24 protein-coding genes are annotated in these 24,994 nt (G+C 63.1%); 5 read left to right on the forward strand and 19 right to left on the reverse strand.

Translation table 11 applies throughout. The annotated features are described in order from the left end of the window. Positions 1–48: 48 nt before the first annotated feature. From FCU66_RS27445 to FCU66_RS27510, 14 genes are all read right to left on the reverse strand, one after another. On the reverse strand, positions 49–672 hold the full coding sequence (locus tag FCU66_RS27445; protein WP_136621568.1) for a sarcosine oxidase subunit gamma: 624 nt from the start codon (positions 670–672) through the stop codon (positions 49–51). After that, positions 665–3,646, reverse strand: a complete 2,982-nt coding sequence (locus FCU66_RS27450; protein WP_136621567.1) for a sarcosine oxidase subunit alpha — start codon at positions 3,644–3,646, stop codon at positions 665–667. The genes FCU66_RS27445 and FCU66_RS27450 overlap by 8 nt, the downstream gene beginning before the upstream one ends. Beyond that, complete coding sequence (locus FCU66_RS27455; protein WP_136621566.1) at positions 3,646–3,921, reverse strand: sarcosine oxidase subunit delta; 276 nt, start codon at positions 3,919–3,921, stop codon at positions 3,646–3,648. Before FCU66_RS27455 ends, FCU66_RS27450 begins: the two co-directional genes overlap by 1 nt. Before the next feature lie 17 nt (positions 3,922–3,938). Beyond that, positions 3,939–5,192 carry a sarcosine oxidase subunit beta family protein gene (locus FCU66_RS27460; protein WP_136621565.1) on the reverse strand — a complete coding sequence of 418 codons (1,254 nt, stop codon included), beginning with the start codon at positions 5,190–5,192 and terminating at the stop codon, positions 3,939–3,941. Positions 5,193–5,228: 36 nt separating this feature from the next. Further along, positions 5,229–6,536: a type III glutamate--ammonia ligase gene (gene glnT, locus FCU66_RS27465; protein WP_136621564.1), complete on the reverse strand. Its 1,308-nt coding sequence runs from the start codon at positions 6,534–6,536 to the stop codon at positions 5,229–5,231. A gap of 63 nt (positions 6,537–6,599) precedes the next feature. Continuing rightward, positions 6,600–7,928 (reverse strand): FMN-binding glutamate synthase family protein, encoded by a 1,329-nt coding sequence (locus tag FCU66_RS27470; protein WP_127255237.1) that lies wholly within the window; start codon positions 7,926–7,928, stop codon positions 6,600–6,602. A gap of 6 nt (positions 7,929–7,934) precedes the next feature. Next, complete coding sequence (locus FCU66_RS27475; RefSeq protein ID WP_136621563.1) at positions 7,935–8,660, reverse strand: GltB/FmdC/FwdC-like GXGXG domain-containing protein; 726 nt, start codon at positions 8,658–8,660, stop codon at positions 7,935–7,937. Between the two features lie 4 nt (positions 8,661–8,664). Then, positions 8,665–9,561, reverse strand: a complete 897-nt coding sequence (locus tag FCU66_RS27480) for a class II glutamine amidotransferase (RefSeq protein WP_136621562.1) — start codon at positions 9,559–9,561, stop codon at positions 8,665–8,667. A gap of 103 nt (positions 9,562–9,664) precedes the next feature. Then, on the reverse strand, positions 9,665–9,994 hold the full coding sequence (locus tag FCU66_RS27485) for a hypothetical protein (RefSeq protein ID WP_136621561.1): 330 nt from the start codon (positions 9,992–9,994) through the stop codon (positions 9,665–9,667). Beyond that, complete coding sequence (locus tag FCU66_RS27490; protein WP_168992137.1) at positions 9,991–10,680, reverse strand: hypothetical protein; 690 nt, start codon at positions 10,678–10,680, stop codon at positions 9,991–9,993. Before FCU66_RS27490 ends, FCU66_RS27485 begins: the two co-directional genes overlap by 4 nt. 45 nt (positions 10,681–10,725) lie before the next feature. Then, a complete protein-coding gene (locus FCU66_RS27495) occupies positions 10,726–12,120 on the reverse strand; it encodes an APC family permease (RefSeq protein ID WP_136621560.1) in 1,395 nt (464 codons plus the stop codon). Positions 12,121–12,134: 14 nt separating this feature from the next. Next, positions 12,135–12,296, reverse strand: a complete 162-nt coding sequence (locus tag FCU66_RS27500; RefSeq protein WP_023759014.1) for a hypothetical protein — start codon at positions 12,294–12,296, stop codon at positions 12,135–12,137. A gap of 14 nt (positions 12,297–12,310) precedes the next feature. Next, positions 12,311–12,688: a hypothetical protein gene (locus FCU66_RS27505; RefSeq protein ID WP_111546925.1), complete on the reverse strand. Its 378-nt coding sequence runs from the start codon at positions 12,686–12,688 to the stop codon at positions 12,311–12,313. Between the two features lie 12 nt (positions 12,689–12,700). Then, the gene (locus FCU66_RS27510; protein ID WP_013532898.1) at positions 12,701–12,988 is read right to left on the reverse strand and encodes a hypothetical protein; all 288 of its coding nucleotides are present in this window, start codon (positions 12,986–12,988) and stop codon (positions 12,701–12,703) included. A gap of 286 nt (positions 12,989–13,274) precedes the next feature. Between FCU66_RS27510 and FCU66_RS27515 the strand changes: the two genes are divergently transcribed. Genes FCU66_RS27515 through FCU66_RS27530 form a run of 4 tightly spaced genes read left to right on the forward strand, consistent with a single transcriptional unit; the run spans position 13,275 to position 17,058 of the window. Further along, entirely contained in the window at positions 13,275–14,408 is a 1,134-nt protein-coding gene (locus FCU66_RS27515; RefSeq protein WP_136621559.1) for an aminomethyl transferase family protein, read from the forward strand. 41 nt (positions 14,409–14,449) lie between these two features. Further along, the gene (locus FCU66_RS27520; protein ID WP_136621558.1) at positions 14,450–15,046 is read left to right on the forward strand and encodes a dimethylamine monooxygenase subunit DmmA family protein; all 597 of its coding nucleotides are present in this window, start codon (positions 14,450–14,452) and stop codon (positions 15,044–15,046) included. After that, entirely contained in the window at positions 15,043–16,008 is a 966-nt protein-coding gene (locus tag FCU66_RS27525) for a PDR/VanB family oxidoreductase (protein ID WP_136621557.1), read from the forward strand. Before FCU66_RS27520 ends, FCU66_RS27525 begins: the two co-directional genes overlap by 4 nt. Positions 16,009–16,017: 9 nt before the next feature. After that, positions 16,018–17,058 carry a heme-dependent oxidative N-demethylase family protein gene (locus tag FCU66_RS27530; protein ID WP_136621556.1) on the forward strand — a complete coding sequence of 347 codons (1,041 nt, stop codon included), beginning with the start codon at positions 16,018–16,020 and terminating at the stop codon, positions 17,056–17,058. A gap of 168 nt (positions 17,059–17,226) precedes the next feature. On the opposite strand, the gene FCU66_RS27535 is transcribed toward FCU66_RS27530, so the two are convergent. Next, complete coding sequence (locus FCU66_RS27535) at positions 17,227–17,943, reverse strand: helix-turn-helix domain-containing protein (protein WP_136621555.1); 717 nt, start codon at positions 17,941–17,943, stop codon at positions 17,227–17,229. A 258-nt stretch (positions 17,944–18,201) separates the two neighbouring features. Between FCU66_RS27535 and FCU66_RS27540 the strand changes: the two genes are divergently transcribed. Beyond that, the gene (locus FCU66_RS27540) at positions 18,202–19,560 is read left to right on the forward strand and encodes an NAD(P)-binding domain-containing protein (RefSeq protein WP_136621554.1); all 1,359 of its coding nucleotides are present in this window, start codon (positions 18,202–18,204) and stop codon (positions 19,558–19,560) included. Between the two features lie 14 nt (positions 19,561–19,574). Here the strand turns inward: FCU66_RS27540 and FCU66_RS27545 are convergent, their stop codons facing one another. From FCU66_RS27545 to FCU66_RS27565, 4 genes are all read right to left on the reverse strand, one after another. Beyond that, positions 19,575–21,557 (reverse strand): ABC transporter permease, encoded by a 1,983-nt coding sequence (locus FCU66_RS27545; RefSeq protein WP_136621553.1) that lies wholly within the window; start codon positions 21,555–21,557, stop codon positions 19,575–19,577. Then, on the reverse strand, positions 21,554–22,639 hold the full coding sequence (locus tag FCU66_RS27550) for a quaternary amine ABC transporter ATP-binding protein (RefSeq protein WP_136621552.1): 1,086 nt from the start codon (positions 22,637–22,639) through the stop codon (positions 21,554–21,556). Before FCU66_RS27550 ends, FCU66_RS27545 begins: the two co-directional genes overlap by 4 nt. A 77-nt stretch (positions 22,640–22,716) precedes the next feature. Beyond that, positions 22,717–23,691 carry an ABC transporter substrate-binding protein gene (locus FCU66_RS27555; RefSeq protein WP_136621551.1) on the reverse strand — a complete coding sequence of 325 codons (975 nt, stop codon included), beginning with the start codon at positions 23,689–23,691 and terminating at the stop codon, positions 22,717–22,719. 521 nt (positions 23,692–24,212) lie between these two features. Continuing rightward, positions 24,213–24,977: an SDR family oxidoreductase gene (locus FCU66_RS27565; RefSeq protein WP_136621549.1), complete on the reverse strand. Its 765-nt coding sequence runs from the start codon at positions 24,975–24,977 to the stop codon at positions 24,213–24,215. Positions 24,978–24,994 lie beyond the last annotated feature (17 nt).

Consider the following 24,994-nt stretch of genomic DNA (forward strand, 5'->3'; position numbering starts at 1 on the left):
ATGGCGGCAGCCAGATGAGGGGCAGCGCTAAGATCGACAATTGGTGAGCTAGAATTCCTTGGAATGCCCGATATCGACGCCGTATTCCGCGGCCGAGTCCAGAATCATGTGCCACAGGCTTTCGGCGAAGGTCGCAAACACCAGAAGGTTGAACACGGCCAATCCATCTCGATCGCCGCCGCGCCAAAGCGTGACACTGGTGTGATCCATTGAGGTCGCGGCCGCCGCGCCAACAGCGAACGCATCAGGATGCAGGTCGATCGACGACAGCTTGGCCAGCATGGCGCGCGCCTTGGCGTCGGAGATGCTGATCAGGACGCGCGCATGCGACTGGTCCGACAGCGAGGCGGGGCCTGACAATGAAGTCGCCAGCGTCTGCATCGTGTGCTTGCCGCCCTTCGACAAGACGAAGAACTGATCCGGCCCCGACCAGATCAACGTGGCGTCCGAGGTCTGGATCGCCTTCGGCGCATTAGGAGCCGCCACGCCGAAACGGGCCTTGGCCACCTTTGCCAGCTCGGCCGCTTGGCCGCGCCGCGCCATGACTTGGATCAGATCAAAATTGCGGATCTCGGTCAGCGAGATGCCGGCCTCGATACCGCGCGTGCCATGCGCACCGGCAACAAGTGCCTTTTCAAGCGAGCTGCGGGGAGCCCAGGAAAACTCAGCCACGCTGGCGCCCTCCATCCGGGTCGTAGAAGACGGGATTGCAGAGTTCGACGTCATAGTCCTCGCCGCGCAGCGGGTCATGCGCATGCACGATCTCGCCGATGCGCTCGCGGCCGCGTTCGACCAAGGCCAACCCGATCCATTGGTCTGATGTCGGCGAGAAGCAGACCGAGGTGACGTAGCCCTGGTCGTTGCCTGGGCCGGGCGTCTGCCCCTTAGGAATGATGTGCGCGCCGGAGCGCAAGCGGCGTGCCTTGTCCGTCGGCTTGATGCCGACCACGACCTGCCGGTCCGGCGCGACCAGCGCCTCGCGTCCGGCCATCACGCGGCCAATATAATCCTTCTTGGTCGACATCATCTTGCCCAAGCCAAGATCGGCCGCCGTCGTCGTGCCGCTCAGTTCCGGTCCGGCGATGTGGCCCTTTTCGACGCGCATGACGCCGAGCGCCTCGGTGCCGTAGGGCGTCACGCCGAAGGGCGCGCCGGCCAGCATCAGATTGCGCGCCATGGCATCGCCAAAGCGCGCCGGAACCGAAATCTCGAAGGCCATCTCGCCGGAGAAGGAGATGCGGAACAGCCGTGCCTTGAGGCCGCCGCGCAACGTCACTTCGCGCGCGCCCATGAACGGAAAGCCCTCGTTGGAGAGGTCCTCGGCCGGATCGACGATCTCCTTCAGCAGGTCGCGGGTCTTGGGTCCGGCAATCGAGAATTGCGCCCACTGGTCGGAGACGGAGGTCAACTGCACGTCGAGTTCCGGGAACAGCACCTGGCGGCAGAATTCGAGATGCTGCATCACCAGCCCAGCCTTGGCCGTGGTGGTGGTCAGGAAATAATGATCTTCGGCCAGCCGTGACGTCGTGCCGTCGTCATAGACGATGCCGTCCTCGCGCAGCATCAGCCCGTAGCGCGCCTTGCCGACGGCGAGATTGGAGAAGGTGTTGATGTAGACGCGGTCGAGGAAGGCGCCTGCATCGGACCCGTGCACGTCGATCTTGCCGAGCGTCGAGACATCGCAGAAGCCGACGCCGCCGCGCACCGCCTTGACCTCGCGGGTCACCGATTCCAGCCAGTCCTTCTCGCCGGCGCGGGGATACCATTGCGCCCGCTTCCACAGACCGGTGTCGACGAAGACAGCACCTTGCTCCACGGCCCAGTGATGCGACGGCGTCAGCCGCGTCGCATGGAAAGTCTCGTCGCGATGATGGCCGGCGAAGGCGCCGATGGCGACGGGCACGTAAGGAGGCCGGTAGATCGTCGTGCCGGTCTCGGGAATGGAGCGGCCGCTGACCGCCGCCATGATGGCGAGGCCGGCGACATTCGAGGTCTTGCCCTGGTCGGTCGCCATGCCGAGCGTCGTGTAGCGCTTCAGGTGCTCGACCGATTCAAAGCCTTCGCGCTGCGCCAGTTCGATGTCGGACGCGGTGACATCGTGCTGGTAATCGACAAAGGCTTTCCCCTTGCCGGCGACGTGCCAGAGCGGGGTCAGCGAGAAGACCTCGTCGTCGGCGACAGGTGCGATGCCCGCCTTGCCGTTGTGCCCCGCGTCACGCGCCGCTGCCGCGCCGGCTGCAAACCCCTGGCTCAGGCAGGCGCCGAGCCCGAAATCGCCATTGGCGGCACCGGCGGCAACCATTCCGGGAGGCGCGCCGTCCGGCACGAAGGCCGCGATGTCGTCACGCCATGTCGGCCGGCCGCGATGATAGGAGGTGAGCCCGACCGCCGGGTTCCAGCCGCCGGAAACGGCGAGGCCGTCCGCTTCGACTTCCGCGCGCGCGCCGCCGGTCAGCGACACCGCGATTTTCCTGACGCCGTCCTTGCCACCGTCGACACCGCTGACGGAGCCATGCAGCACCGGGAAGCCGCTCTTGGAGGCCAGCGAACGATGCGCCGGCGATACGTCAGGCCTCGCGTCGATGACCGCGGCAATCTGCAGTCCCGCACCGAGCGCCGTCTCGACTGTGCGCCAGCCATCCTCATTGTTGGTGAACAGCGCGATGCGCTTTGCCGGTGTCGCGGCATAGCGCGCGACATAAGTCCGCATGGCGGAGGCCATCATTACGCCGGGCGTGTCGTTGCCGGCAAAGACGATCGGCCGTTCTATGGCGCCGGCCGCGACGACGCAGCGCCTGGCCACGATCCGCCACAGTCGCTGACGCACCTGGTGCTCGGGCGGCGAGGGCAAATGGTCGTTGACCCGCTCGATCGCGCCATAGGTGCCGCCGTCGTAGACGCCGAACAATGTCGTGCGGGGTATGATGCGGACATCGGGCATTGCCGCGAGTTCGTCCAATGTCTTCGAAAGCCATGCGGCTGCCGGCAGGCCGTCTATGGTGCCGCCGTCCGACAGCAGACGGCCACCGAGCGTGAAATCTTCCTCGCACAGGATGACGCGGGCGCCGCTGCGGCCGGCGGAAAGTGCGGCCGCAAGCCCGGCCGGGCCTGAACCGGCGATCAGCACATCGCAATGCGCCCATGCCTTGTCGTAGTGGTCCGGATCGGCGATGCCGGCGGCGCGGCCGAGGCCGGCGGCACGGCGGATCGCCGGCTCGTAGATCGCTTCCCAGAATTTCGCCGGCCACATGAAGGTCTTGTAGTAGAAGCCGGCGACGAAGATCGGCGCGAACAGTTGGTTCACCGACATCACATCGTGGCGCAGCGACGGCCAGCGGTTCTGGCTGGCGGCCTCCAATCCTTCATAGAGCTCGGCCGTGGTCGCCTTGGTGTTCGGCTCACGCCGTGCGCCCGTGCGCAATTCGACCAGCGCGTTGGGCTCTTCCGAGCCTGATGTCAGGATGCCGCGCGGGCGATGGTATTTGAACGAGCGGCCGACCAGTTTGACGCCATTGGCGATCAGCGCCGAGGCGAGCGTGTCGCCCTGGAAGCCAGAGAAAGCCTTGCCGTCGAAACGGAAGTTCAGTGGCGCCGAGCGGTCGATCAGACCGGCATTGCCGAGCCGGTGTGTCTGCGCGCCGGCCATCACGCACCAACCTTCGCGGCGCCAGCCCCCGCCGCCGGCTCCACCGACGAAATCTCGTGCGTCAGCGTGTTGCGGGTGACCTTCAGCCAGGTCCGGCAACCGCCGCCATGGTACCAGTATTCGCTGGTCTCACCGGCAACGTTGTCGCGCAGATAGACATAGTCGAAGACCTCGTCTTCCGAGGCGCCGGCTTCGGGCCGCACAGGCTTGGCGTCGCCGAGATAGGTGAACTCACCGAGTTCGCGTTCACCGCAGAAGGGACAGACAATGCGCATTTTCTTCTAAACCGCCTTCAATGCAGGTTCGGTTGGGCGCCCTGGCCCTTTTCGTCGATCATGGCGCCGGTCCGGAACCGGTCGAGGCGGAATCGCGCCGCCTCTTCGTGCAGCACATCGCGGGCCAGAAGATGGGCAAAGACAAAGCCGGAGCCCGGTGTCGCCTTGAAGCCGCCATAGCACCAGCCGGCGTTGATATAGAGCCCGTCGACCGGCGTCTTGTCGATGATCGGCGAGCCGTCCATCGACATGTCCATGATGCCGCCCCACTGGCGCAGCAGGCGCACGCGGCCGATCATCGGCATCAGCGCCATGCCGCCCTCGCAGACGTCCTCCATCACAGGCATGTTGCCGCGCTGGGCGTAGGAATTGTAGCCGTCAATATCGCCGCCGAAGACCAGCCCGCCCTTGTCGGACTGGCTGACATAGAAATGGCCGGCGCCAAAGGTGATGACGCCGGGAATGAGCGGCTTGATCGCTTCCGATACAAAGGCCTGCAGCACGTGGCTTTCGATCGGCAGGCGCAGACCGGCCATCGCCGCGACGCGCGACGAACTGCCGGCGACCGCCATGCCGACCTTGCCGGCGCCGATCTTGCCGCGCGAGGTCTCGACACCGGTCACCTTGCCATTGGCGTCCCTGACAAAACCGGTGACTTCGCAATTCTGGATGATGTCGACGCCGAGTGCGCTCGCCGCATGCGCGTAGCCCCAGACCACCGCATCGTGACGCGCCGTGCCGCCGCGCCGCTGCAAGAGCCCGCCTTGCACGGGAAAGCGCGCATTGTCGAAGTTCAGGAACGGTATCATCTTCCTGACGGCGGCGAGGTCGAGCAGTTCCGCGTCGATGCCGTTGATGCGCATGGTGTTGCCGCGCCGCGCATAGGCGTCGCGCTGCGCGTCGGAATGGTAGAGGTTGATGACGCCGCGCTGGCTGACCATCGCATTGTAGTTGAGGTCCTGCTCCATCCGCTCCCACAGCTTCATCGACAGTTCGTAGAAGCCGGTGTTGCCGGGAAGACCGTAATTGGAGCGGATGATGGTGGTGTTGCGGCCGGCATTGCCGGAGCCGATCCAGCCTTTTTCGAGCACGGCGACATTCTTGATGCCGTACTCGCTGGCCAGGAACCAGGCGGTGGCCAGCCCGTGGCCGCCGCCGCCGATGATCACCACGTCGTAGCGGTCCTTCGGCGTGGCGTCGCGCCAGGTGCGTTGCCAGTTCTTGTGGCCGGACAGGGCGGCGCGGGCGAGCGAGAAGATAGAATATTTCATACGGTCATTCCGAGGTCGCTCGCACCGCTGGGTCGACTAGATATCCAGCGTGTGGTCGCGCTCCCATTGCGTGAAGTGCGAAGCATAGGAATTCCATTCCTGGTGCTTCAGCTTTAGGTAGGCCGACGAGAATTCCTCACCCAGCGCCGCCTTGAGCGATTTGTCCTTGTCGAACTCGCGCAAGGCGTCGAGGAGGTTGAGGGGCAGCTTCGGCGCGCCCTTCACCGTATGGCCGTGCTGGTACATGTCGATGTCGTAGCGCTTGCCGGGATCGGCCTTCGAGCGGATGCCGTCGAGCCCGGCCGCGATGATGACTGCCTGCAGGAGATAGGGGTTGGCAGCGCCATCCGGCAGTCGCAGCTCGAAGCGGCCGGGGCCGGGCACGCGCACCATGTGGGTGCGGTTGTTGCCGGTCCAGGTCACCGTGTTCGGCGCCCAGGTCGCGCCGGAGATCGTGCGCGGCGCGTTGATGCGCTTGTAGGAATTGACCGTCGGGTTGGTGATCGCGGCCAGCGCGGAGGCATGCTTCATGATGCCGCCGAGGAAATTCCTGCCCTTGGCCGACAGGCCAAGCTCCATCGAATTGTCGGCGAAGACGTTGGTCTTGCCGGCCTTGTCCCACACCGAGATATGGGCATGGCAGCCATTGCCGGTCAGGCCCTGGAAGGGCTTGGGCATGAAGGTGGCGCGCAGGCCATGCTTTTCGGCAATCGACTTGACCATGAACTTGAAGAACGAGTGCTTGTCGGCGGTCGCCAGCGCGTCGTCGAAGGCCCAGTTCATTTCGAACTGGCCGTTGGCGTCCTCGTGGTCGTTCTGATAGGCGCCCCAGCCGAGCGCCAGCATGTGGTCGCAGATCTCGGCGATGACGTCATAGCGGCGCATCACCGCTTGCTGGTCGTAACAGGGTTTTGAGGCCGTGTCGTATTCGTCGGAAATCGTCTTGCCGTCGGGCGAGATCAGGAAGAACTCGGCCTCGACGCCGGTCTTGACGTGCATGCCGTCGCTGGCTGCTTCCGCGATCAGCCGATTCAGCGTGTTGCGCGGCGCCTGGTCGACCTCCTTGTCGTCCATGATGCAGTTGGCCGCGACCCAGGCGACCTCCGGCTTCCACGGCAGCTGGATCACCGAATCCGGATCCGGCACCGCCAGCATGTCGGGATGTGCTGGCGTCAGATCCAGCCAGGTGGCGAACCCGGCAAAACCGGCGCCGTCCTTCTGCATGTCGGCGATTGCCTGTGCCGGCACCAGCTTGGCACGCTGGCCACTGAACAGGTCAGTGTAGGAAATCATGAAATATTTGACGTTTTTCGCCCTTGCGAATTCTGCAAGATCAGCTGTCACGGAAGTTCCCCATTTTTTGTCGATTGTTGGCCCCAGAGCGTGTGGGCTTCGGCCCTTCGTTGATTAGAAGCCGTTCTTCCCCGGTATCCAGTTGGTGCCGGCCAGCGGCACGCCGGCCATGGCGGCTGCCTCGATCGTCAGCGCGACGAGATCCTCGGGTTCGAGATTGTGCAGGCTGTTCTTGCCGCAGGCACGCGCTATGGTTTGCGCTTCCAGCGTCATCACCTTGAGGTAGTTCGCCAGCCGGCGTCCGGCGGCCACCGGGTCGACCCGCTTCATCAATTCGGGGTCCTGCGTGGTGATGCCGGCCGGGTCGCGGCCCTCGTGCCAGTCGTCATAGGCGCCGGCCGTGGTGCCGAGCTCGTTATACTCCGCCTCCCAGCGGGGATCGTTGTCGCCGAGCGCGACAAGGGCGGCCGTGCCGATCGAGACCGCGTCGACGCCGAGCGCCAGCGCCTTGGCGACATCGGCGCCGTTGCGGATGCCACCGGAGACGATCAGCTGCACCTTGCGGTGCATGCCCAAGTCCTGCAGCGCCTGCACCGCCGGCCTGATGCAGGCAAGCGTCGGCATACCGACATTTTCGATGAACACTTCCTGGGTCGCGGCGGTGCCGCCCTGCATGCCGTCGACGACGACGACATCGGCGCCGGCCTTCACCGCAAGCGCGGTGTCATAGTAGGGACGCGCGCCGCCGACCTTGACGTAGATCGGCTTTTCCCAGTCGGTGATTTCGCGCAGTTCGAGGATCTTGATCTCGAGATCGTCGGGCCCGGTCCAGTCCGGGTGGCGCGAGGCCGAGCGCTGGTCGATGCCTTTCGGCAGCGTGCGCATTTCGGCGACGCGGTCGGAGATCTTCTGGCCAAGCAGCATGCCGCCGCCACCCGGCTTGGCGCCCTGGCCGACGACGACTTCGATCGCATCGGCCCGGCGCAAATCGCGTGGATTCATGCCGTAGCGCGACGGCAGATATTGATAGACCAACTGCTTGGAATGGCCACGCTCTTCCTCGGTCATGCCGCCATCGCCCGTGGTGGTCGAGGTGCCCGACAGCGTCGCACCACGGCCGAGCGCTTCCTTGGCGGGGCCTGACAGCGAGCCGAAGCTCATGCCGGCGATGGTGATCGGGATCTTCAGCTCGATCGGCTTCTTGGCATGGCGAGAGCCCAGCACCACGCTGGTGTCGCAGCGCTCGCGATAGCCTTCGAGCGGATAGCGCGAGATCGAGGCGCCGAGGAACAACAGGTCGTCGAAATGCGGCAGCTTGCGCTTGGCGCCGGCGCCACGGATATCATAGATGCCGGTCGCCGCGGCACGGCGGATTTCGGAAAGCGTATAGTCGTCGAAGGTCGCGGATTTGCGCGGCGTCGTCGGCGGGTTCCTGTAGGTCATGCTGCCTCAATACGCGTCGGCGTTGTCGATATTGAAATTGTAGAGGGTACGCGCCGAGCCGTAGCGCTTGAATTCCGACGACTTGACGCCGGTGACGCCGGCGCGGTCGAGCAGGCCCTGCAGCAAGTCCAGATGCTCGGCCCGCATCTCCTTGGCGATGCAGTCGGCACCGAGGCTGTCGACCTTGCCGCGCACGAACAGCCGCGCCTCGTAGATGGAATCGCCCAGCGCATCGCCGGCATCGCCCAGCACCACCAGATTGCCCGACTGCGCCATGAAGGCCGACATGTGGCCGATATTGCCGTGCACGACGATGTCGATGCCCTTCATCGAAATGCCGCAGCGCGAAGACGCATTGCCTTCGATGACCAGCAGGCCGCCCTTGCCGGTGGCGCCGGCATACTGGCTGGCGTCGCCTTTGACGGTGATCGAGCCCGACATCATGTTCTCGCCGACGCCGGGGCCGGCCGAGCCATGCACGGTGATCGTGCTGCCGGAATTCATGCCGCCGCAGTAATAGCCGACGCTGCCGCGCACATCGATGGCAACAGGCTGGTCGACGCCAACGGCGACCGAATGACTGCCTTTCGGGTTCAGCACTTCCCATGCCGTTTCATTCGAGCCGGGAGCCAGATTGTGCAGTGCCTGGTTGAGTTCGCGCAGCGACTGCTGATCGAGATCGAAGACCCGAGGGTCATGCGCCGCCGTCTTTGAAAGCGTGGTTGCCGGCATGAACTCAATGCTCCCAGAAATAGACGGTTGCGGGCTCGGGTTCCCAGACCCTCGCATTGTCTATGCCGGGCAATTTGGTCAGCGCACGATATTCCGAGCCGAAGGCGACATACTGGTCGGTTTCGGCCATCACGGCGGGCTTGCAGGCGATCGGGTCGCGCACCACGCCAAAACCGTTCTTGGTGCCGACGACGAAGGTGAAGAAGCCGTCGAGATCGCTCAGCGTGCCTTCCAGCGCCTCGCCGAGGTTCTTGCCATGCGCCATCTGTGAGGAGAGATAGGCAGCTGCGACCTCGGTGTCGTTCTCGGTCTCGAATTTCATGCCCTCGCGGATCAGTTCGCGGCGCACATTGTTGTGGTTGGACAGCGAGCCATTGTGCACCAGGCACTGGTCGGCGCCGGTCGAGAACGGATGCGCGCCCATCGTCGTCACCGCCGATTCCGTCGCCATGCGGGTATGGCCGATGCCATGCGTGCCGGTCATCTTGCGGACATCGAAGCGATCGACGACCGCCTCGGGCAGGCCGACTTCCTTGTAGATTTCGACAACGTCGCCGGCGCCCATGATGCGGATGTCGGGGCGCAGCGCCTGGATGGTTTCGCGCGCTTCATCGATCTTGGCGGGCGTGGTCCTGACGACCGCATGGGTCGACTTCACCGCGATCGTCACCGGCGTGCCGATGGCTTTGGCGAGCTCCGCCTCGAGGCCGCGGAAATCGCGCTCCGGCTTGGCCGACTGGATGGTGATCTTGGCTTCATTTTTCGAAGGCGCGCCATAGATGGCGATGCCGGCGCTGTCCGGTCCACGATCGCTGAGCGAGATCAGCATCTGCGACAGCATCGCACCAAGCTGGGGTTCCAGCGACTTGTCCTTCAAAAACAGTCCGACAATTCCACACATGTCAGCCTCCCGGCGTTTGTAGCTAAGAGATCGTTTGCAGCTAAGAGATGATGTATCGAATGAGTCCCATAAATTCAATCATATGAAAAAAATTTTCCTCTAGTTACGTATGCGGCTCGATGTCGCTTTGTGCACTGTCGCTGTCTCGCCGGGCATTGTGAACCCATTTGGCGGTGCGGATGCGGGCGATCTTGTAAGCGTCGAGGATCGACAAGGCATAGATCAGGAAGCCGCCGGCGTGACGACCAACAAAGCTGGCGTCTGGCGGCGCGATCTTGGCGGTGACCCATGCCAGGATCACCATGAAGAAGAGGAACTGAAGGCCGCGCACCGGCACACCCAGAATGACGTGCCCGCTTGCCGGCAGCACGATTGCCGAGCCGAGAACCAGATACGGGCTGGGGGGAGCAGGTGCAGTGGCGGAATTGGTCATGCGGCCTGCCGTTCGCTTTTGTTGATGGCGTCGCGAAGCGCCGACGCTGACACCAGCAGTCTTTCGATCAGCGCGGGATCGAGTGTGGCGTCGCCAAATTCGGCCTGCCGGAAAACGCCATAGCGTGCCCGCTCGGCCTCCGCCAGCAGCCAGACGATGCGTATACCCTTGGGCGTGATCAGCAGTTCCTTGGCGCGCCCCTCGGAAAAGATCTCGATATGACTGGCGATGAGGCCTTGTGGAAAGCGCGCTGCCCCCCGGTCGGTGCGCAGCACCGCCTCGGCAGGAAATCCCGGAGCCTTGGGCAGCGTATGCTCAAGATGATCGAAATTGGAGAAGGTCGTCGGCGAGCCCGGCCGCATCATCATGTCGAACGTCGCAGGCACCGCGACCTCTTCGGTGATCGAAACACTAAGCCAGCGTGCGGGCAGTTTCCGCGTCGCCAGCGTATCGACGATGGTGCGCACCTGGACACGTTTGCTGTTCCACGATCCTTCCCAGGTGATGACGCCGGCGGTGCCTTCCGAAACATTGTCTGCGTCGGTGATGACAGTGCGGATGCGGTCCTGCTCGACGGCGAGCGCCATCGACGCCCTGTTGCGGCTGGCACGCGCCTGCCAGGCAAGGTGGAGGACGAGAGCCAGGACAATGGCCCCGGCCAGCAGTGCTGATGTCACCTCGGACATTTTCTCATGCCAGGCCCGCCAGGGATCCGGACGGGCCTACTCCCATCAATAACCCTGCGGCTTCGGCCACGGCATGGTGAACTGGTCACCGCGCCGCACGAATTTGTAGCGATAGAAATGGAACCACAGCGAGATCAGGAAATAGAAGGCGACCATGGCGATCAGCTGCGAGCCGAAGCCGAGGAAGATGGCGAAGAAGGTCACCACGCATAGGCAAAACAGCACGATGGCCGGGATTGGATGGAAGGGGTGCGTGTAGCCGCGGCGGATCGAGCCCAGCGGCCACTTCTTGCGGAACATGATGATGTTGATGCTCATGAACGTGTATTGCAGCACGCCTGACAGGATCGAGAAGGTGATCGCCTGGTTGAGGTCGGCGATGAAGGCGAAGGCCAGCGCGATCGGCAGCAAGAACAGGATCGAGCGGTAGGGCGTGCGATATTTCGGATGCACGGCCGAGAACCAGGTCGGCAGATAGCGGTCACGGCCGAGCGAGAACCAGGCACGCGCCGCATCGTTGATACAGCCATTGGCCGACGCCAGTGCGGCAAGCAGCGTGGCGACGAACAGCAGGTTCTCGAGCAGCGGGCTGCCGGTCAGCTTGCCGGCGTCCCACAGCGGGTAGTAGGTGATGCCCAGATACTCCCACGGCATCATCGAGGCGCAGACATACCAGGTCATGGCGGCGGCGATCAAAAGCGTGATCATGCCGGCCATGGTGCCGTAAGGCAGCGAGCGGGCGGGCGAGCGCACTTCCTCGGCGGCCTGCGTGGTGCCCTCGATGCCGAGATAGTACCAGATGCCGAACTGGAAGGCGGCGATGACGCCGATCCAGCCATAGGGGAGCGCATTGCCGGGAGTGACCAGTTCGTTCAGCTTCAGCACCGCGCCTTGCGTCCACGGGCTGACCGAAAAGAACAGGATGACGATCGAGATATAGGCGATTGCGGTGATGACGAAGTTGACGTTGAGCGTCATCAGCACGCCGCGATAGTTCAGCCACGCCAGCACGACGATGGTCGCTGCGATGAAGGAATTGTGGGTGAGCCCTTCGACCCCCGCCTTGGCGACGATGGTGTCGCCGAGCAGGATGGCGTCGGACACTTCGAGCATGGTGTAGGCAAAGACCAGGAACAGCGCGACATTGAACGCCATCAGCGGTCCGACAATGTGCTTGGCCTGCGCATATTGGCCGCCGGCGGCGGCGACGGTCGATGTGACTTCGGAATCGATCATCGCGACCGAGGTGTAGAGCAATCCAACGACCCAGCAGACGATAAGTGCTGCCAGCGCGCCGCCTTTGTCGGCGGCAAAATTCCAGCCGGTGAATTCGCCGACGAGAACGATGCCGACGCCGAGTGCCCAGACATGGGCCGGGCCAAGCACGCGGAGCAGGGAAACCCTGTCCCCGTGAATTGCCGGTTCAAGTGTGACCGTCATTGTTCAATCCCCACTCAGATCCGGTGTTTTTCGGAAACGGCTTCAAGCTCGCCTTCGCGCGACGAGGTCAGCACCTCTTCGGAGAAGGTCGTGTCGACCTTGAACCAGTCGTAGAGCATCCACAGGGCAAGCACGATCGAGATGCCCCAGCATGCGTAGGAGAGTACCGTCCACATGGTGCGTCCCTCGATTATTTGTCGTCGAATTTTTCGTTGATGACGTCGCGATATTCGCGGTCGGATGCGCGAAACAGGAAGACGAAATAGCCGATCAGCACCGCAGCCATGATGATCAGCGTCGGCCAGTCGATGACATAATGGAAGCGGTTCTGGATGATGTCGTGCGCGGTCTCGGGCGTGTAGCCGAGCTTTTCCCAGATCGAGGCCATGGTCGGGTTCTGGCCAAGCGCTTCCCAGGTCTTGGCGTCGAGCGCGTCGATGGATTTCGCCGCGCCGGCAAGGCCCATCTTGAGCGGCAGCCACAGCGCCACGAAAATGGCGACCACGACGACGACGATATCGAATATCTGCCCGGCCTTGCTCTGCTCCGGTGGCGTGTAACGGGACATCTCTTCTACCCCTCAGGACTTGCGGTTGCGGAACGCGTCGGCGTTCTTGATATCGAGCCCGTAGATGAATTCCTTGTCTTCCTTGTAGTGCTTGACCATCGCCAGGATCGCCGCGGTGTTGAAGATCAGCACGGCGGCGGCGGCGATCGCGACCACGGCCTTGATGCCGCTGTGCGGGATGTAGGGCCATGTCATGAGGAGGACGAAGAGGATCGTCGCCCACAGGCAGACGATCAGGAGCGCGGATCCGCGCACGTCGGAACGGTACAGCGCTTCGATGCGCTGCTGCATGTCTGACATCGGTTTTCCCCTTTTTCCAACGCTCGACCCCGAATTGGCCGCTCGCTGCCCTCTTTCAACAGAGTGAAATTTTTTTCATAAATTCAGTCCGAATTCCGCAATTGTCAAGCGCGATTTACGTCGGGTTAACCGTTGCTTCGCGGGACGAATTTTGCCTGACAATGAAATTAATTGCTTATGGGTATTGCAGCGCCCGGAGGTTTGCGGTCAATATTCGGCCAAAGCTCCCGCCGCTGCGCAGGGAGCAGGGAACAGCTAAAGAATTTTCGAAACGGAGGACGAGCGGATGACGGCATCCTGGAGATTTTCGACCCTGGCGGATCGCCATCGCGCGCTCGGTTCGAAGCTCGAAGACTGGAGCGGCATGGGAACCGCCTGGACCTACGACAAGGATGCCGACGAGGAGTATATCGCCATCCGCACCAAGGCCGGCCTGATGGATGTCTCCGGCCTCAAGAAGGTCCACATCACCGGGCCGCATGCTTCACACCTGATCGACCTAGCGACGACGCGCGATGTCGAAAAGATCTATCCCGGCAAGTCGGCCTATGCCTGCATGCTGAACGATGCGGGAAAATTCACCGACGACTGTATCCTCTACCGGACCGGACCGAATGCATGGATGGTCGTGCATGGTTCGGGCACCGGCCATGAGGAGTTGCAGCGTGCTTCGGTAGGACGCGACGTCTCGCTGCGCTTCGACGACAATCTGCACGATTTGTCGCTGCAGGGGCCAACCGCCGTCGACTACCTGGCCAAGCACGTGCCGGGTATCCGCGACCTCAACTACTTCCATCACATGCAGACGCAGCTGTTCGGCTTGCCCGTCATGATCTCGCGCACCGGCTATACCGGCGAGCGCGGCTACGAGATCTTCTGCCGCGGCCAGGATGCCGGCACGATCTGGGACAGGATCCTCGACGAGGGCAAAAGCGCCGGCATCATTCCATGCCGCTTCACCACGCTCGACATGCTGCGGGTCGAAAGTTATCTGCTCTTCTACCCCTACGACAATTCGCAGAAATACCCGTTCGACAATGAAGGCCCCGGCGACACGCTGTGGGAACTCGGCCTCGACTTCACCGTCAGCCCCGGCAAGACGGGCTTCCGGGGCGCCGAGGAGCATTACCGCCTGAAAGGCAAGGAACGCTTCAAGATCTATGGCGTTCTGCTCGACGGCAAGGAGCCGGCCGACGAGGGTGCTCCGGTCTATCGCGATGGCAAGAAGGTCGGCGTGGTGACCTGCGCCATGTATTCGCCGCTGGTCAAGAAATCGATGGGCATCGCCCGCCTCGACGTCGACTGCGCGGTCAAGGACACCAAGCTCGAAATCCGCAACAAGAGCGGTGCCATCAAGGCCACCGCGCAGCCGCTTCCGTTCGACGATCCCAAGAAGACCAAGCGCACCGCGAAAGGTTGAGGCATAGTCGACAGCGAGGGGTTCGAGGCACGAAGACTTAAATGGTAGCCAAAAGCATCATCAGCCGGCCCGTTTACGGAACCTTGTCTCCGCAACCCGGCAAGCATCATCTTTTTATCGCGGATGCAGAAGGGGCGCTGGCGATAGCGGAGATCGCCGAGAGGGCGCCGCCCGGATTTTTCGACGACTCCGAAATCGTCTTCATTCCCGGGCCTGACGGCAAACACATCGCCGCCCTCGAAGCGCTGAAGCCGGCGCAGTTTCATCAGGCGCCGTCCTTCGCCAGCCTGCTGCCGCGGCTCAGGCAGACACTGGCCAACGCGCATATGGGCTTGCGTCTCTATCTCTCGGGCACCGAAGGCCTGATCGGCCAGGCGATGCAGGTGGCGCTTGAAGCCGGCATCGACCACACCTCGATCCAGACCGAGCACCGCGGCTCGCTGGCGCGGCGCATGCAATGCGTGCACTGCAAGGGCATCACCGAGAATGTGACCACGCAGCCGGCGACCTGCGCGCATTGCGGCCTGCTGCTGCTGGTGCGCGATCACTATTCCAGGCGCATCGCCGCCTTCCAGGGCGTCTGCATCAATGCGGAAGATCGCTCGGAGATTCCTCCGATGGAGGAGGCCTTCCCATGAGTACAGGCACCACCAAGCTCGATGTCGTGGTCAGCGATGTCGTCCCGGTCAACGATCTGGTCACCCGCTTCCATTTCCGCCGGCGCGACGGCGAGCTTTTGCCGACCTTTTCCGGCGGCGCCCACGTCGTGGTCGAAATGCGCGACGGCGAGCGCACCAGGCTCAATCCCTATTCGCTGATGGGCTCGCCGCTCGACACGCGCGAATACACGATCTCGGTGCGGCGCGACGATGTCGGCCGCGGCGGCTCGCTGTTCATGCACCGCAATGTCCGGCCTGGCCTGGAGATGGTGGTCAGCTATCCGGTCAACCTGTTCTCGCTCGACCGGCGCGCTAGGAAGCATCTGATGCTGGCCGGCGGCATCGGTATTACGCCGTTCATGGCGCAGACCGCGCAGCTGGCGGCGGAAGGCGGCAATTTCGAGCTGCACTACACCTGCCGCACTGCATCGCTCGGCACCTATGCCGATGTGCTGCGCGAGCGCTACGATCGCCGGGTCAGGCTCTATCATGACGACCTTGACGAGCGCATCGAACTCGACCGGTTGTTGTCGACGCAGCCGCTCGGCACACATCTCTATGTTTGCGGCCCGGCCGGCATGATCAACTGGGTGCGCGATCGCGCAGCAAGCCTAGGCTGGCCGGCGGAAACCGTGCATTTCGAGCATTTCGCGGCACCCCAGCCCGGACTGCCGTTCGATGTGACGCTTGCCGTCAGCGGCAAGACGATCCGCGTCGATGAACAGCAGAGTCTGCTCGAGGCGATCGAAGCGGCCGGCGTCGATCCACCCTATCTCTGCCGAGGCGGCGTCTGCGGCCAGTGCGAGACCAATGTCGTCTCGTATGACGGCAAGTTCATCCACAACGACCACTGGCTGAGCGAGGAAGACCATCGCTCAGGTTGCAAGATCATGCCGTGCGTGTCGCGCTTCGAGGGCCGGTCGCTGGTCCTGGAGCGGTAGGAGGAAATCATGGGTATCACCTTTCGCAAGGAAACGTTCCGCGACGACTTCACCTTCAAGAACAGTCCGGAGCACATCAGGCGGTTCCCGTTTCCGTTCCACGAAGACGCCTACATGTATGCGGTCAACATCGAACCGCATGTCGTCGGCCCGAAGGGCAGCGTGCTGGAAAACCTGATCGACGTCGACGAGCACTACGTCGCCGAGATGCAGGACCGCGCGCTGGTGCTGGCCGAGGATCCGCTGCGCTGCCAGTCGCTGCCGCACATGACGCTGGCCGGCTGGGACCTGCTCGAGCTTTTGATGGAGCAGCAGGCGCTGGGCTATCCCGAGCATTTCACGCTGACCCGCGACGGCGATCGCTGGCGCTGGATCAATCGGCCGCTCGGCATCGACGACACCTTTACCTTCGGCGACACCTCGACGCTGCCTTACGGGCCGATGGAGTACATCACCAGGCAGAGCCAGGGCGATTTCTGCATCCTCGACCAGCGCGACGGCAATCTGTGGATGGATGCCGGCATGGTCACCACCCAGGCCGACTGGTCGCTCGATTTCGACATCGGCATGAACTTCTTCGAATGGCACGCACCGGTGCCGCTGGCGCATGAGAAGGGGATTTTTGTCAGGGCGCTGAAGTTCCTCACCAACATCCAGCAAGGCAAGCCGGCCCGGCGGCTGAACTGGACGATGACAATCAATCCACGCCTCGACACCAGCCCCGAAAACTACCACAAATGGGGACCGGACCGGGCGACGGTGACGCCGGAGAATGTCGGCGACAAGGTGCATCTGCGGGTCGAACTGCAGAGCTTCTGGCGGCTGCCGCGCTCGAACGGCATCGTCTTTCCGATCCGCTGCTATCTGATCAAGATGGACGAACTGGTGACGCAGCCAAAATGGGCACGGCGCCTGCACCGCGTCATCCGTGACCTGCCCGACGAACTCGCCAACTACAAGGGTCTGACGCGCTATCGCCCGGCGCTGGTCGAGTGGCTGTCGAAGCTGGATGATGGGAGTGCGACATCACCGGGGTTTGGGCCGGACTGAGCAAGGGCCCCCTCATCCGGCCGCTACGCGGCCACCTTCTCCCCGAGGGGAGAAGAGGTCGCCAACGCTGGCGCCAGCCTCCTCTCCCCTCGGGGAGAGGTCGGATTGCCCCGAATTGCCCTCCGCAATTCGGTTGGCAATCCGGGTAAGGGGCCTTCGTTGAGTTCTTCAGCCCGCGCTCTGCGGATAGCAGATGATCGAGAGATAGCGCATCGGCAGTTTCGTCAGCTGTTCGGGTCCGTGCGGCGCGTCGGCGTCGAAGAACAGGCTGTCGCCGGGCTTCATCGGGTAGAGGTTGCTGCCGTGCCGGTAAACGACCTCGCCTTCGAGCATGTAGAGGAACTCCATGCCCTCATGCTGGAAGGTCGGAAACACATCGGAATCCTCGGTCAGCGTGATCAGATAGGGTTCGACAACGACGCCGCTGGTGTTGGAGCCGATATGGCCGAGCAGATTGTACTGGTGGCCGGCGCGCGTGCCGCGGCGTTCGACATCGAGCCCTTCGCCGGCCTTGACGAAGACGGCGCTGCGCTCTTCCTCGAAGCGGCGGAAGAAGGCGGTGACCGGAACGCCCAGCGCCCGCGACAGCGCTTGCAAGGTGGTCAGCGATGGCGAGGTGATGCCGTTCTCGATCTTCGACAGCATGCCCAGCGAAATGTCGGTGGCGACCGCCAGGTCGGCGACGGTGATGCCGAGCTTCTTGCGGAAGGCCCGCACCTCGCGGCCGATCGCCACCTCCAGCACTTTCTCGCGGGTGTCGCGAATGGCATGCGGGTTCTGCGTCAGCGGCGCGCGGATGGTTTTCCCGTCGGCCGAGACCTTTGGCAGCGGCTTGGCCTTTGCGGCCGCGGGACCAGCCTTGGAATCGGAAGTTTTCTTCGCCATGTCGCCCCCGGGACTCTGCGGATCTATTTCACTCTAGGTGAACATGTCAGGTGCCGATACAGCAGCGCAACTGCGACGGCAAGTCGCCTGAAGGCGCATGCGCATGATCCGGCGTTTGGCCGCGTCCGGTTTTTTGCAGCAAATCCACCGCGGCGGAACCTAGTTTCAGCACAGGGCTGTTGACAGCACGAAAGGGCCAATTACTGTCCCTGTGAGTGAAATTTGTTTCGTAAGAGCAATTCAGATCGGAGGCCTGCCATGAAAAGTCGCGTTGCCGTTATCGGAGCCGGACCGTCCGGCCTGGCACAGCTCAGGGCCTTCAAGTCGGCGGCCGACAAGGGCGCCGACATTCCCGAGATCGTCTGTTTCGAGAAGCAGTCCGACTGGGGCGGCCTGTGGAATTACACCTGGCGCACCGGCCTCGACGAGCATGGCGACCCGGTGCACGGCTCGATGTACCGCTACCTCTGGTCGAACGGGCCGAAGGAATGCCTGGAATTCGCCGACTACACTTTCGAGGAGCATTTCGGCCGGCCGATCGGCTCCTACCCGCCGCGCGCCGTGCTGTGGGACTATATCAAGGGCCGCGTCGAAAAATCAGGCCTGCGCAAATGGGTGCGCTTCAACAGCCCGGTGCGCATGGTGACGTTTTCGGAGGAGACGAAGAAATTCACCGTCACCGCGCATGACCGCACCAACGACGTCACCTATTCGGAAGAGTTCGACAATGTCGTCGTCGCCTCCGGGCATTTCTCGGTGCCCAACGTGCCCTATTTCGAAGGTTTTTCGACCTTCAACGGCCGCATTCTGCACAGCCATGATTTCCGCGACGCGATGGAGTTCAAGGGCAAGGATATCCTGATCATCGGCCGCTCCTATTCGGCCGAGGACATCGGCTCGCAATGCTACAAATACGGCGCCAAATCGATCACCTCCAGCTACCGTTCGAAGCCGATGGGTTTCAAATGGCCTGACAACTGGAAGGAAGTGCCGCTGCTGCAGAAGGTCGTCGGCAAGACCGCCCATTTCAAGGATGGCACCACTAGGGGTGTCGACGCCATCATCCTGTGCACCGGCTACCTGCATTCCTTCCCCTTCCTGACCGACGATTTGAAGCTCAAGACCGCCAACCGCATGTGGCCGCTCGATCTCTATGAAGGTGTCGTCTGGGAGAAGAACCCGCAGCTCTCCTATATCGGCATGCAGGACCAGTTCTACACCTTCAACATGTTCGACGCGCAGGCCTGGTTCGCCCGCGACGTCATCATGGGTCGCATCAAATTGCCCTCGGCCGAGGTGATGGCCGCGCACGGCGCGAAATGGCGCGCGCGTGAGGAGACGCTCGAAGACGCCGAGCAGATGATCTGGTTCCAGGGCGACTACACCAAGGAATTGATGGACCAGACCGATTATCCCGGCTTCGACGTCGAGGCGGTCAACCAGACCTTCATGGAGTGGGAGCACCACAAGGGCGAAGACATTATGAGCTTCCGCGACCACGCCTACCGCTCGCTGATGACCGGCACAATGGCGCCGCTGCATCATACGCCGTGGCTGCAGGCGCTCGACGATTCGATGGAGAGCTATCTCGAGGTGAAGGGCGTCGCGGCGGAATAGCGTCGGGCCGCAGGCTACCCCAGCCTTGCCCTGGCCTTCGCCGTCCAGGCACTGAACAGCCGGTCGGCGACGATGCCGATGAAGGCGATGGCGAGACCAGCGACGATGCCACGGCCGGAATCGGCCTTGGACAGCGCGATGAACACTTCCTGGCCGAGATCGCGCGTGCCGACCATGGCGCAGATGATGATCATCGCCAGCGCCATCAGGATCGTCTGGTTGACGCCCAGCATGATCTCGGGCAGCGCCAGCGGCAGTTGCACGCGAAAGAAGGTCTGGCGCGGCGTGCAACCCGACACCTTGGCCGCCTCGATCAGCGCCGGCGGTACCTGCCTGATGCCGTGATTGGTGTAGCGGATCGCCGGCACCACGGCGAAGGCTATCGTTGCGATCATCGCGGTGACGTCGCCGACCCTAAACAGCATCACCACCGGAATGATGAAGCAGAAGGACGGCAGCACCTGCAGCGTGTCGATGACCGGTGTGACGATCTTCTCGAAGCGGTCGCTGCGCGAAGCCATCAGGCCGATGGGGATGCCGATCAGGCACGCGATGAAGGCCGAGATGCCGCAGAGATAGACCGTCGCCATGGTCTTTTCCCACAGCCCTGTGACGGCGCAAAAGGTGGTGAGCGCGGCGACGAGAATTGCCAGCCGCAGGCCGGAGAGCTGATAGCCGGCAAGGCCGAGCAGGAACACCGCGCCCAGCCACGGGAAGCCCTCGCAGAAGGCGCGCAGCGGGTTCAGCACATTGAGGATCAGAGCCACCCGAAACGCCTCGATCGTGTCGAAGAAGTTGATCGTCACCCAGTTCACCGCCGCTTTCCACAGCGGCGCCGTGGTGAAGGTGATCGCTTTCGGCACCGCCGCGAAGGCGGGCACGAACAGGCCGAGCAGCGTTGTCGCGACAAGGATGGCGATGGCCAGCGTCAGATTGGGGTAGCGCCGCCAGAGGCTCGGGCTCATCTCCTGATGGACATGGCCCTTTGCTTGGCTGTGCGCGATGGCCTGGCTCAGCCGGTCGAGCGCGATGGCGAGCGCCACGATGGCGAGACCCGCTTCCATCGCTTCGCCGACTTTTAGCGCGCGCAGTGCGAGCAGCACGTCGTAGCCGAGGCCGCCGGCGCCGATCATCGAAGCGATGATCACCATGTTCAGCGCCAGCATGATCACCTGGTTGACGCCGATCATCAGTGTCGGCCGCGCCGACGGCAGCAGCACCCGCCACAGTTTCTGCCGCGCCGTGCAGCCGGCCATTTCGCTGAAATCGTCGATCTCCGACGGCACCCGCGACAGGCCCAGCATCGTCGCCCGCACCATCGGCGGGGTGGCGAAGATGGCGGTTGCGATCATCGCCGAGACCGGGCTGTTGCCGAACAGCAGCAGCATCGGGATGAGATAGGCGAAGGTCGGGATCGTCTGCATCAGGTCAAGGGCAGGGGAGACGATGAGCCTTTCGGCCCATGGCTTGCGCCATGCCCAGATGCCGGCGAACAGCCCGGTGACGATGCAGAACGGCACGGCGATGGAGATCAGCGCCAGCGTCAGCATGGCGCTGGTCCATTGGCCGAACAGGGCAATGTAGAGGAAGCAGCCGCCAACCAGCAGGCCGAGTTTTCTGCCGCCAACGGCATGTCCGGCGAGGAAGGCGGCAGCGCAGACGCCGACCCAGGACAGGCGCGGCAGGACATAGGCGTCAGCGCCGTGGCCGATCTTGAAATTCTTGGCCAGCAGATTGAGCGCGAAATCGAGCGGAACGCCGAGCACCGCGGTGATCGAGCGGGTCAACCACGACAGGTTCGACTTGATCCAGCGCATTAGCGCGCTGACCCAGTCGGCGACCGGCACGACGGCGCTGGCCGGATAGTTGACGGCCCAGGGCAGGCGGTCCTGCAGCAGGAACACGACAAGCACGGCGGCAAGCGCGAACGCCCAGATCAGCAGCCAGACCTGAATCGGCCGCGGCCTTGCCTCGCTGGCGCTTGCCGTCACCGTCATGCGCCGGCCCTTGAGCGATCGATGCCGGCCAGCAGATCGATCACCGCTTGCGGCGTCACCTCGCCGATCGGCTTGCCGGTGCCGTTGACCACCGCGAACGGCTTGTTGGCGGCAACGATACCGGCCGAGAAGCTGGCGATCTTGGCGTCTGGAGCTATGGTGCCGCCATGCTCGGAGCCGTCGCAGGCGCGCATCAGGCTGCGTGCCGAGATCACCTTGGCGCGGTCGACGTCGCGGGTGAACTCGGCGACATAGTCGGTCGCCGGATTGACCACCAGCTCCTCCGGCGTGCCGATCTGGATGACCTCGCCATCCTTCATGATGGCGATGCGGTCGGCCAGCCTTATCGCCTCGTCGAAATCATGGGTGATGAAGACGATGGTCTTGTGCAGCATGGTCTGCAGCCGCATCAGCTCGTCCTGCATCTCGCGGCGGATCAGCGGATCGAGCGCCGAGAACGGCTCGTCGAGGAACCAGATTTCCGGTTTTGTCGCCAGGCTGCGGGCGATGCCGACACGTTGCTGCTGGCCGCCGGACAGCTCGCGCGGATAGAAATGCTCGCGCCCCCTCAAGCCGACGAGTTCGATGACCTCGCGGGCCCGTGCCTCGCGTGTCGGCCGGTCCTGCCCCTGGATGCTGAGCGGGAAGGCGATGTTCTCCAGCACGTTGAGATGCGGCAGCAGGGCAAAGTTCTGGAAGACCATGCCCATGCGGTGTCGCCGCAATTCGATCAGTGCTGCATCCGAGATTTTCAGCAGGTCCTTGCCTTCAAATTCAACCTTGCCGTGGGTCGGCTCGACCAGCCGCGACATGCAGCGCACCAGCGTCGACTTGCCGGAGCCCGACAGGCCCATGATGATGAAGATCTCGCCCTGGCGGATTTCGAGGTCGACGGCGCGCACCGCGCCGACCAGTCCGGCGGCAGTGACGTCGGCCATGCTGGCCTTGCCGTCGCGTTCGCGGATGAAACTGGCCGCGTTCGATCCGAACAATTTCCAGACATTGCGGCAGGCAAGCTTTATCGGGCGGGCATCCTTTGGCGCGCCCGCCGCGTTTGGCTCCTGGTCAGTCTTGTTCGTCATTCAAACGTCCTTCTGGAACATCAAGAAGTGAGGCCCGGCTGATCAGGCAGCCGGGTCTCATTTTCCAGTTGGAACGATCACTGCGCCCAGGCTTTCCAGTCGGCCTCGTGGGCTGCGATCCAGGCGGCGGCGACGTCTTCCGGCGTCTTGCCGCCGAGATCGATCTCGCCGCTCATCTTGTTGAGCTCGTCGGTGTCGATCGTGTAGGCCTTCGCCACCTTGTAGGCGACCGGCCATTTGTCCTTCATGCCGGACCAGGAGTATTTCCAGATCTCGCCATGCGGCTTGCCGCAATCATATTTGGCGTCGGGGTTCACGCCCCATTTCGGGTCGTTGTAGCACTCGGGCGTGTATTCGGGGAATTCAACCCACTCGCCCTTGTACTTGGCCGGCGCCCAGTGCGGCGAATAGATCCACAGCATGATCGGCGCCTTGCGCTGATAGGCCGAGTCCAGCTCCGCGAACATCGCCGCGTCGGTGCCGGCATGGATGACGGTGAAGGGCAGTTTCAGCGCCTCGACGCGCTCGTCGTCAAAACCTTCCCAGGTTACCGGACCACCGAGATAACGCCCCTTCGGTGCGGTTTCCGCCGTCGAGAAGGCTTCGGCGCATTTCGGGTCCTTCAGCGCTTCCCAGTTGGGCAGGCCCGGGCACTTCTCCTTCATGTATTCGGGAAACCACCACTCCTCCTTGGCCTTGGGTCCGAGCTTGCCCAGCCGTTCGGTCTGGCCGGTCGCATCGGAGGCCTTCATGGCCTCGCCGGCGGTCGTGTCCCAGAACTCCAGGCCGACATCGAGATCGCCATTGGTGAGACCGGTGGTCAGGCTGGAGAGGTAGTCGGCCGTGGGATATTCGACGGTGTAGCCGAGTTTTTCCAGGATGCCGCCCAGGATCTTGGCGTTGAGATTGACGCTGGTCCAGTCGAACAGCGCGATCTTGATCGGATCGTTGGATTCCGGAGCGGCGGCCTGGGCGGACGGTGTCAGCAGACTTAGTGTCGCGAGCGCGACGGCGCCCATCGACAGTTTCGAGATCTGGCTGCGAAATGACATGCTTGTTCTCCTTCAAGCTGTGAAAATTATCGTTCGTTCCCTTCTTGCGGCTTTTCTTGATTGTGTTGGAAAGGCTGGTCTTCGCGCAAGGCCGTCGGCGCCAAATTGTTGTCCCGGCTTTGGCCAGCGCAGGCAAGATGGTGCTCAATTTCGGTGATGGTGGAGTATGACTGGAGTGTCAGCGTCATGGCTGCCGACAGACCGCTGCGCGAGCGATCATCTGCGGATCAATTGCCAGTCCTGCGGCGCCCTGCAAGGTGCGAGCCATCAAGGTCCCATGATCCAGAGCATTTCCGGCGAAACACGATCGCCTCCAATGCTCCATCCGTTTGTTTTTACGCAATTCCGGACGCAAAACCGCTTCGCACTTTTGCTGGAATTGCTCTCGGCTGTCGACCCGGCAAGCCCCATCTCGCCAAGGCCGTTTCATGAGATGAAATTATATATACCAAGGTTCATGCCGCGCAACGTCTAACGCCTCGCGGGACGTATATATTCAGACTGCAGGCGAAGTCGAACCCCTACCAGCAGACGTAGCCGCCATCGACAATCAGGTCGAGGCCGGTGACGAAACTCGATGCGCGGCTGGCCAGGAACACCGTCGGTCCAACCATCTCCTCCGGCGCCGCCATCCGCCCCATCGGCGTGTCGCGTTTGAAGATCTTCACCTCTTCGGCCACCTCAGGCCGCTTGTTCATCGGTGTCAACGTATAACCCGGGCTGACGACATTGACGCGCAGTCCGCGATCGGCCCACTCCATGGCGAGGCTCTTCGACATGTGGATGACGGCGGCCTTCGAAGAGTTGTAGTGCGCCTGCGTCAGGCCCCGGTTGACGATAGTGCCCGACATCGAGGCGATGTTGATGATCGAGCCCTTGCGTCGCGCCAGCATCTTGCGGGCTTCGGCCTGGCAGGACAGGAAGACGCCGGCGACATTGACCTCGTGCACCTTCTGCCATGTCTCCAGCGGCAGCGTCTCGGCTGGTTCCGAACCGGCAATGCCGGCATTGTTGACGGCGACGGTCAGCGCACCGAGTTCGCTCTCGACGCGATCGATCGCCGCCGCGAGATCGCCCGGTGACGTCACCGTGCCGGTCAGCACCAGCGCCTTGCGGCCGAGCGCCGTGATCCGGTGGGCGGTTTCGTCCAGCCCACCCTTCGATGCATGGCCGAAACAGGCGACGTCGGCGCCTGCCTCGGCCAATCCGATCGCGATTGCCTGGCCGATGCCGCTGCCGGCGCCGGTGACCAGCGCGACATCGCCGTCCAGCTTGAAAAGATCCATCGATAGTCCTCCCTGCC

Origin of the sequence: Mesorhizobium norvegicum (genome assembly GCF_004919685.1) — a bacterium.
Taxonomy (GTDB): Bacteria; Pseudomonadota; Alphaproteobacteria; order Rhizobiales; family Rhizobiaceae; genus Mesorhizobium; species Mesorhizobium norvegicum.

Coding starts and splice junctions, on each gene's coding strand:
- FCU66_RS27450 (WP_136621567.1), bottom strand. CDS start 3,646: ATGGCCGGCGCGCAGACACACCGGCTCGGCAATGCCGGTCTGATCGAC.
- FCU66_RS27455 (WP_136621566.1), bottom strand. CDS start 3,921: ATGCGCATTGTCTGTCCCTTCTGCGGTGAACGCGAACTCGGTGAGTTC.
- FCU66_RS27460 (WP_136621565.1), bottom strand. CDS start 5,192: ATGAAATATTCTATCTTCTCGCTCGCCCGCGCCGCCCTGTCCGGCCAC.
- FCU66_RS27470 (WP_127255237.1), bottom strand. CDS start 7,928: ATGACCTACAGGAACCCGCCGACGACGCCGCGCAAATCCGCGACCTTC.
- FCU66_RS27475 (WP_136621563.1), bottom strand. CDS start 8,660: ATGCCGGCAACCACGCTTTCAAAGACGGCGGCGCATGACCCTCGGGTC.
- FCU66_RS27480 (WP_136621562.1), bottom strand. CDS start 9,561: ATGTGTGGAATTGTCGGACTGTTTTTGAAGGACAAGTCGCTGGAACCC.
- FCU66_RS27485 (WP_136621561.1), bottom strand. CDS start 9,994: ATGACCAATTCCGCCACTGCACCTGCTCCCCCCAGCCCGTATCTGGTT.
- FCU66_RS27490 (WP_168992137.1), bottom strand. CDS start 10,680: ATGTCCGAGGTGACATCAGCACTGCTGGCCGGGGCCATTGTCCTGGCT.
- FCU66_RS27495 (WP_136621560.1), bottom strand. CDS start 12,120: ATGACGGTCACACTTGAACCGGCAATTCACGGGGACAGGGTTTCCCTG.
- FCU66_RS27500 (WP_023759014.1), bottom strand. CDS start 12,296: ATGTGGACGGTACTCTCCTACGCATGCTGGGGCATCTCGATCGTGCTT.
- FCU66_RS27505 (WP_111546925.1), bottom strand. CDS start 12,688: ATGTCCCGTTACACGCCACCGGAGCAGAGCAAGGCCGGGCAGATATTC.
- FCU66_RS27510 (WP_013532898.1), bottom strand. CDS start 12,988: ATGTCAGACATGCAGCAGCGCATCGAAGCGCTGTACCGTTCCGACGTG.
- FCU66_RS27515 (WP_136621559.1), top strand. CDS start 13,275: ATGACGGCATCCTGGAGATTTTCGACCCTGGCGGATCGCCATCGCGCG.
- FCU66_RS27520 (WP_136621558.1), top strand. CDS start 14,450: ATGGTAGCCAAAAGCATCATCAGCCGGCCCGTTTACGGAACCTTGTCT.
- FCU66_RS27525 (WP_136621557.1), top strand. CDS start 15,043: ATGAGTACAGGCACCACCAAGCTCGATGTCGTGGTCAGCGATGTCGTC.
- FCU66_RS27530 (WP_136621556.1), top strand. CDS start 16,018: ATGGGTATCACCTTTCGCAAGGAAACGTTCCGCGACGACTTCACCTTC.
- FCU66_RS27535 (WP_136621555.1), bottom strand. CDS start 17,943: ATGGCGAAGAAAACTTCCGATTCCAAGGCTGGTCCCGCGGCCGCAAAG.
- FCU66_RS27540 (WP_136621554.1), top strand. CDS start 18,202: ATGAAAAGTCGCGTTGCCGTTATCGGAGCCGGACCGTCCGGCCTGGCA.
- FCU66_RS27545 (WP_136621553.1), bottom strand. CDS start 21,557: ATGACGGTGACGGCAAGCGCCAGCGAGGCAAGGCCGCGGCCGATTCAG.
- FCU66_RS27550 (WP_136621552.1), bottom strand. CDS start 22,639: ATGACGAACAAGACTGACCAGGAGCCAAACGCGGCGGGCGCGCCAAAG.
- FCU66_RS27555 (WP_136621551.1), bottom strand. CDS start 23,691: ATGTCATTTCGCAGCCAGATCTCGAAACTGTCGATGGGCGCCGTCGCG.
- FCU66_RS27565 (WP_136621549.1), bottom strand. CDS start 24,977: ATGGATCTTTTCAAGCTGGACGGCGATGTCGCGCTGGTCACCGGCGCC.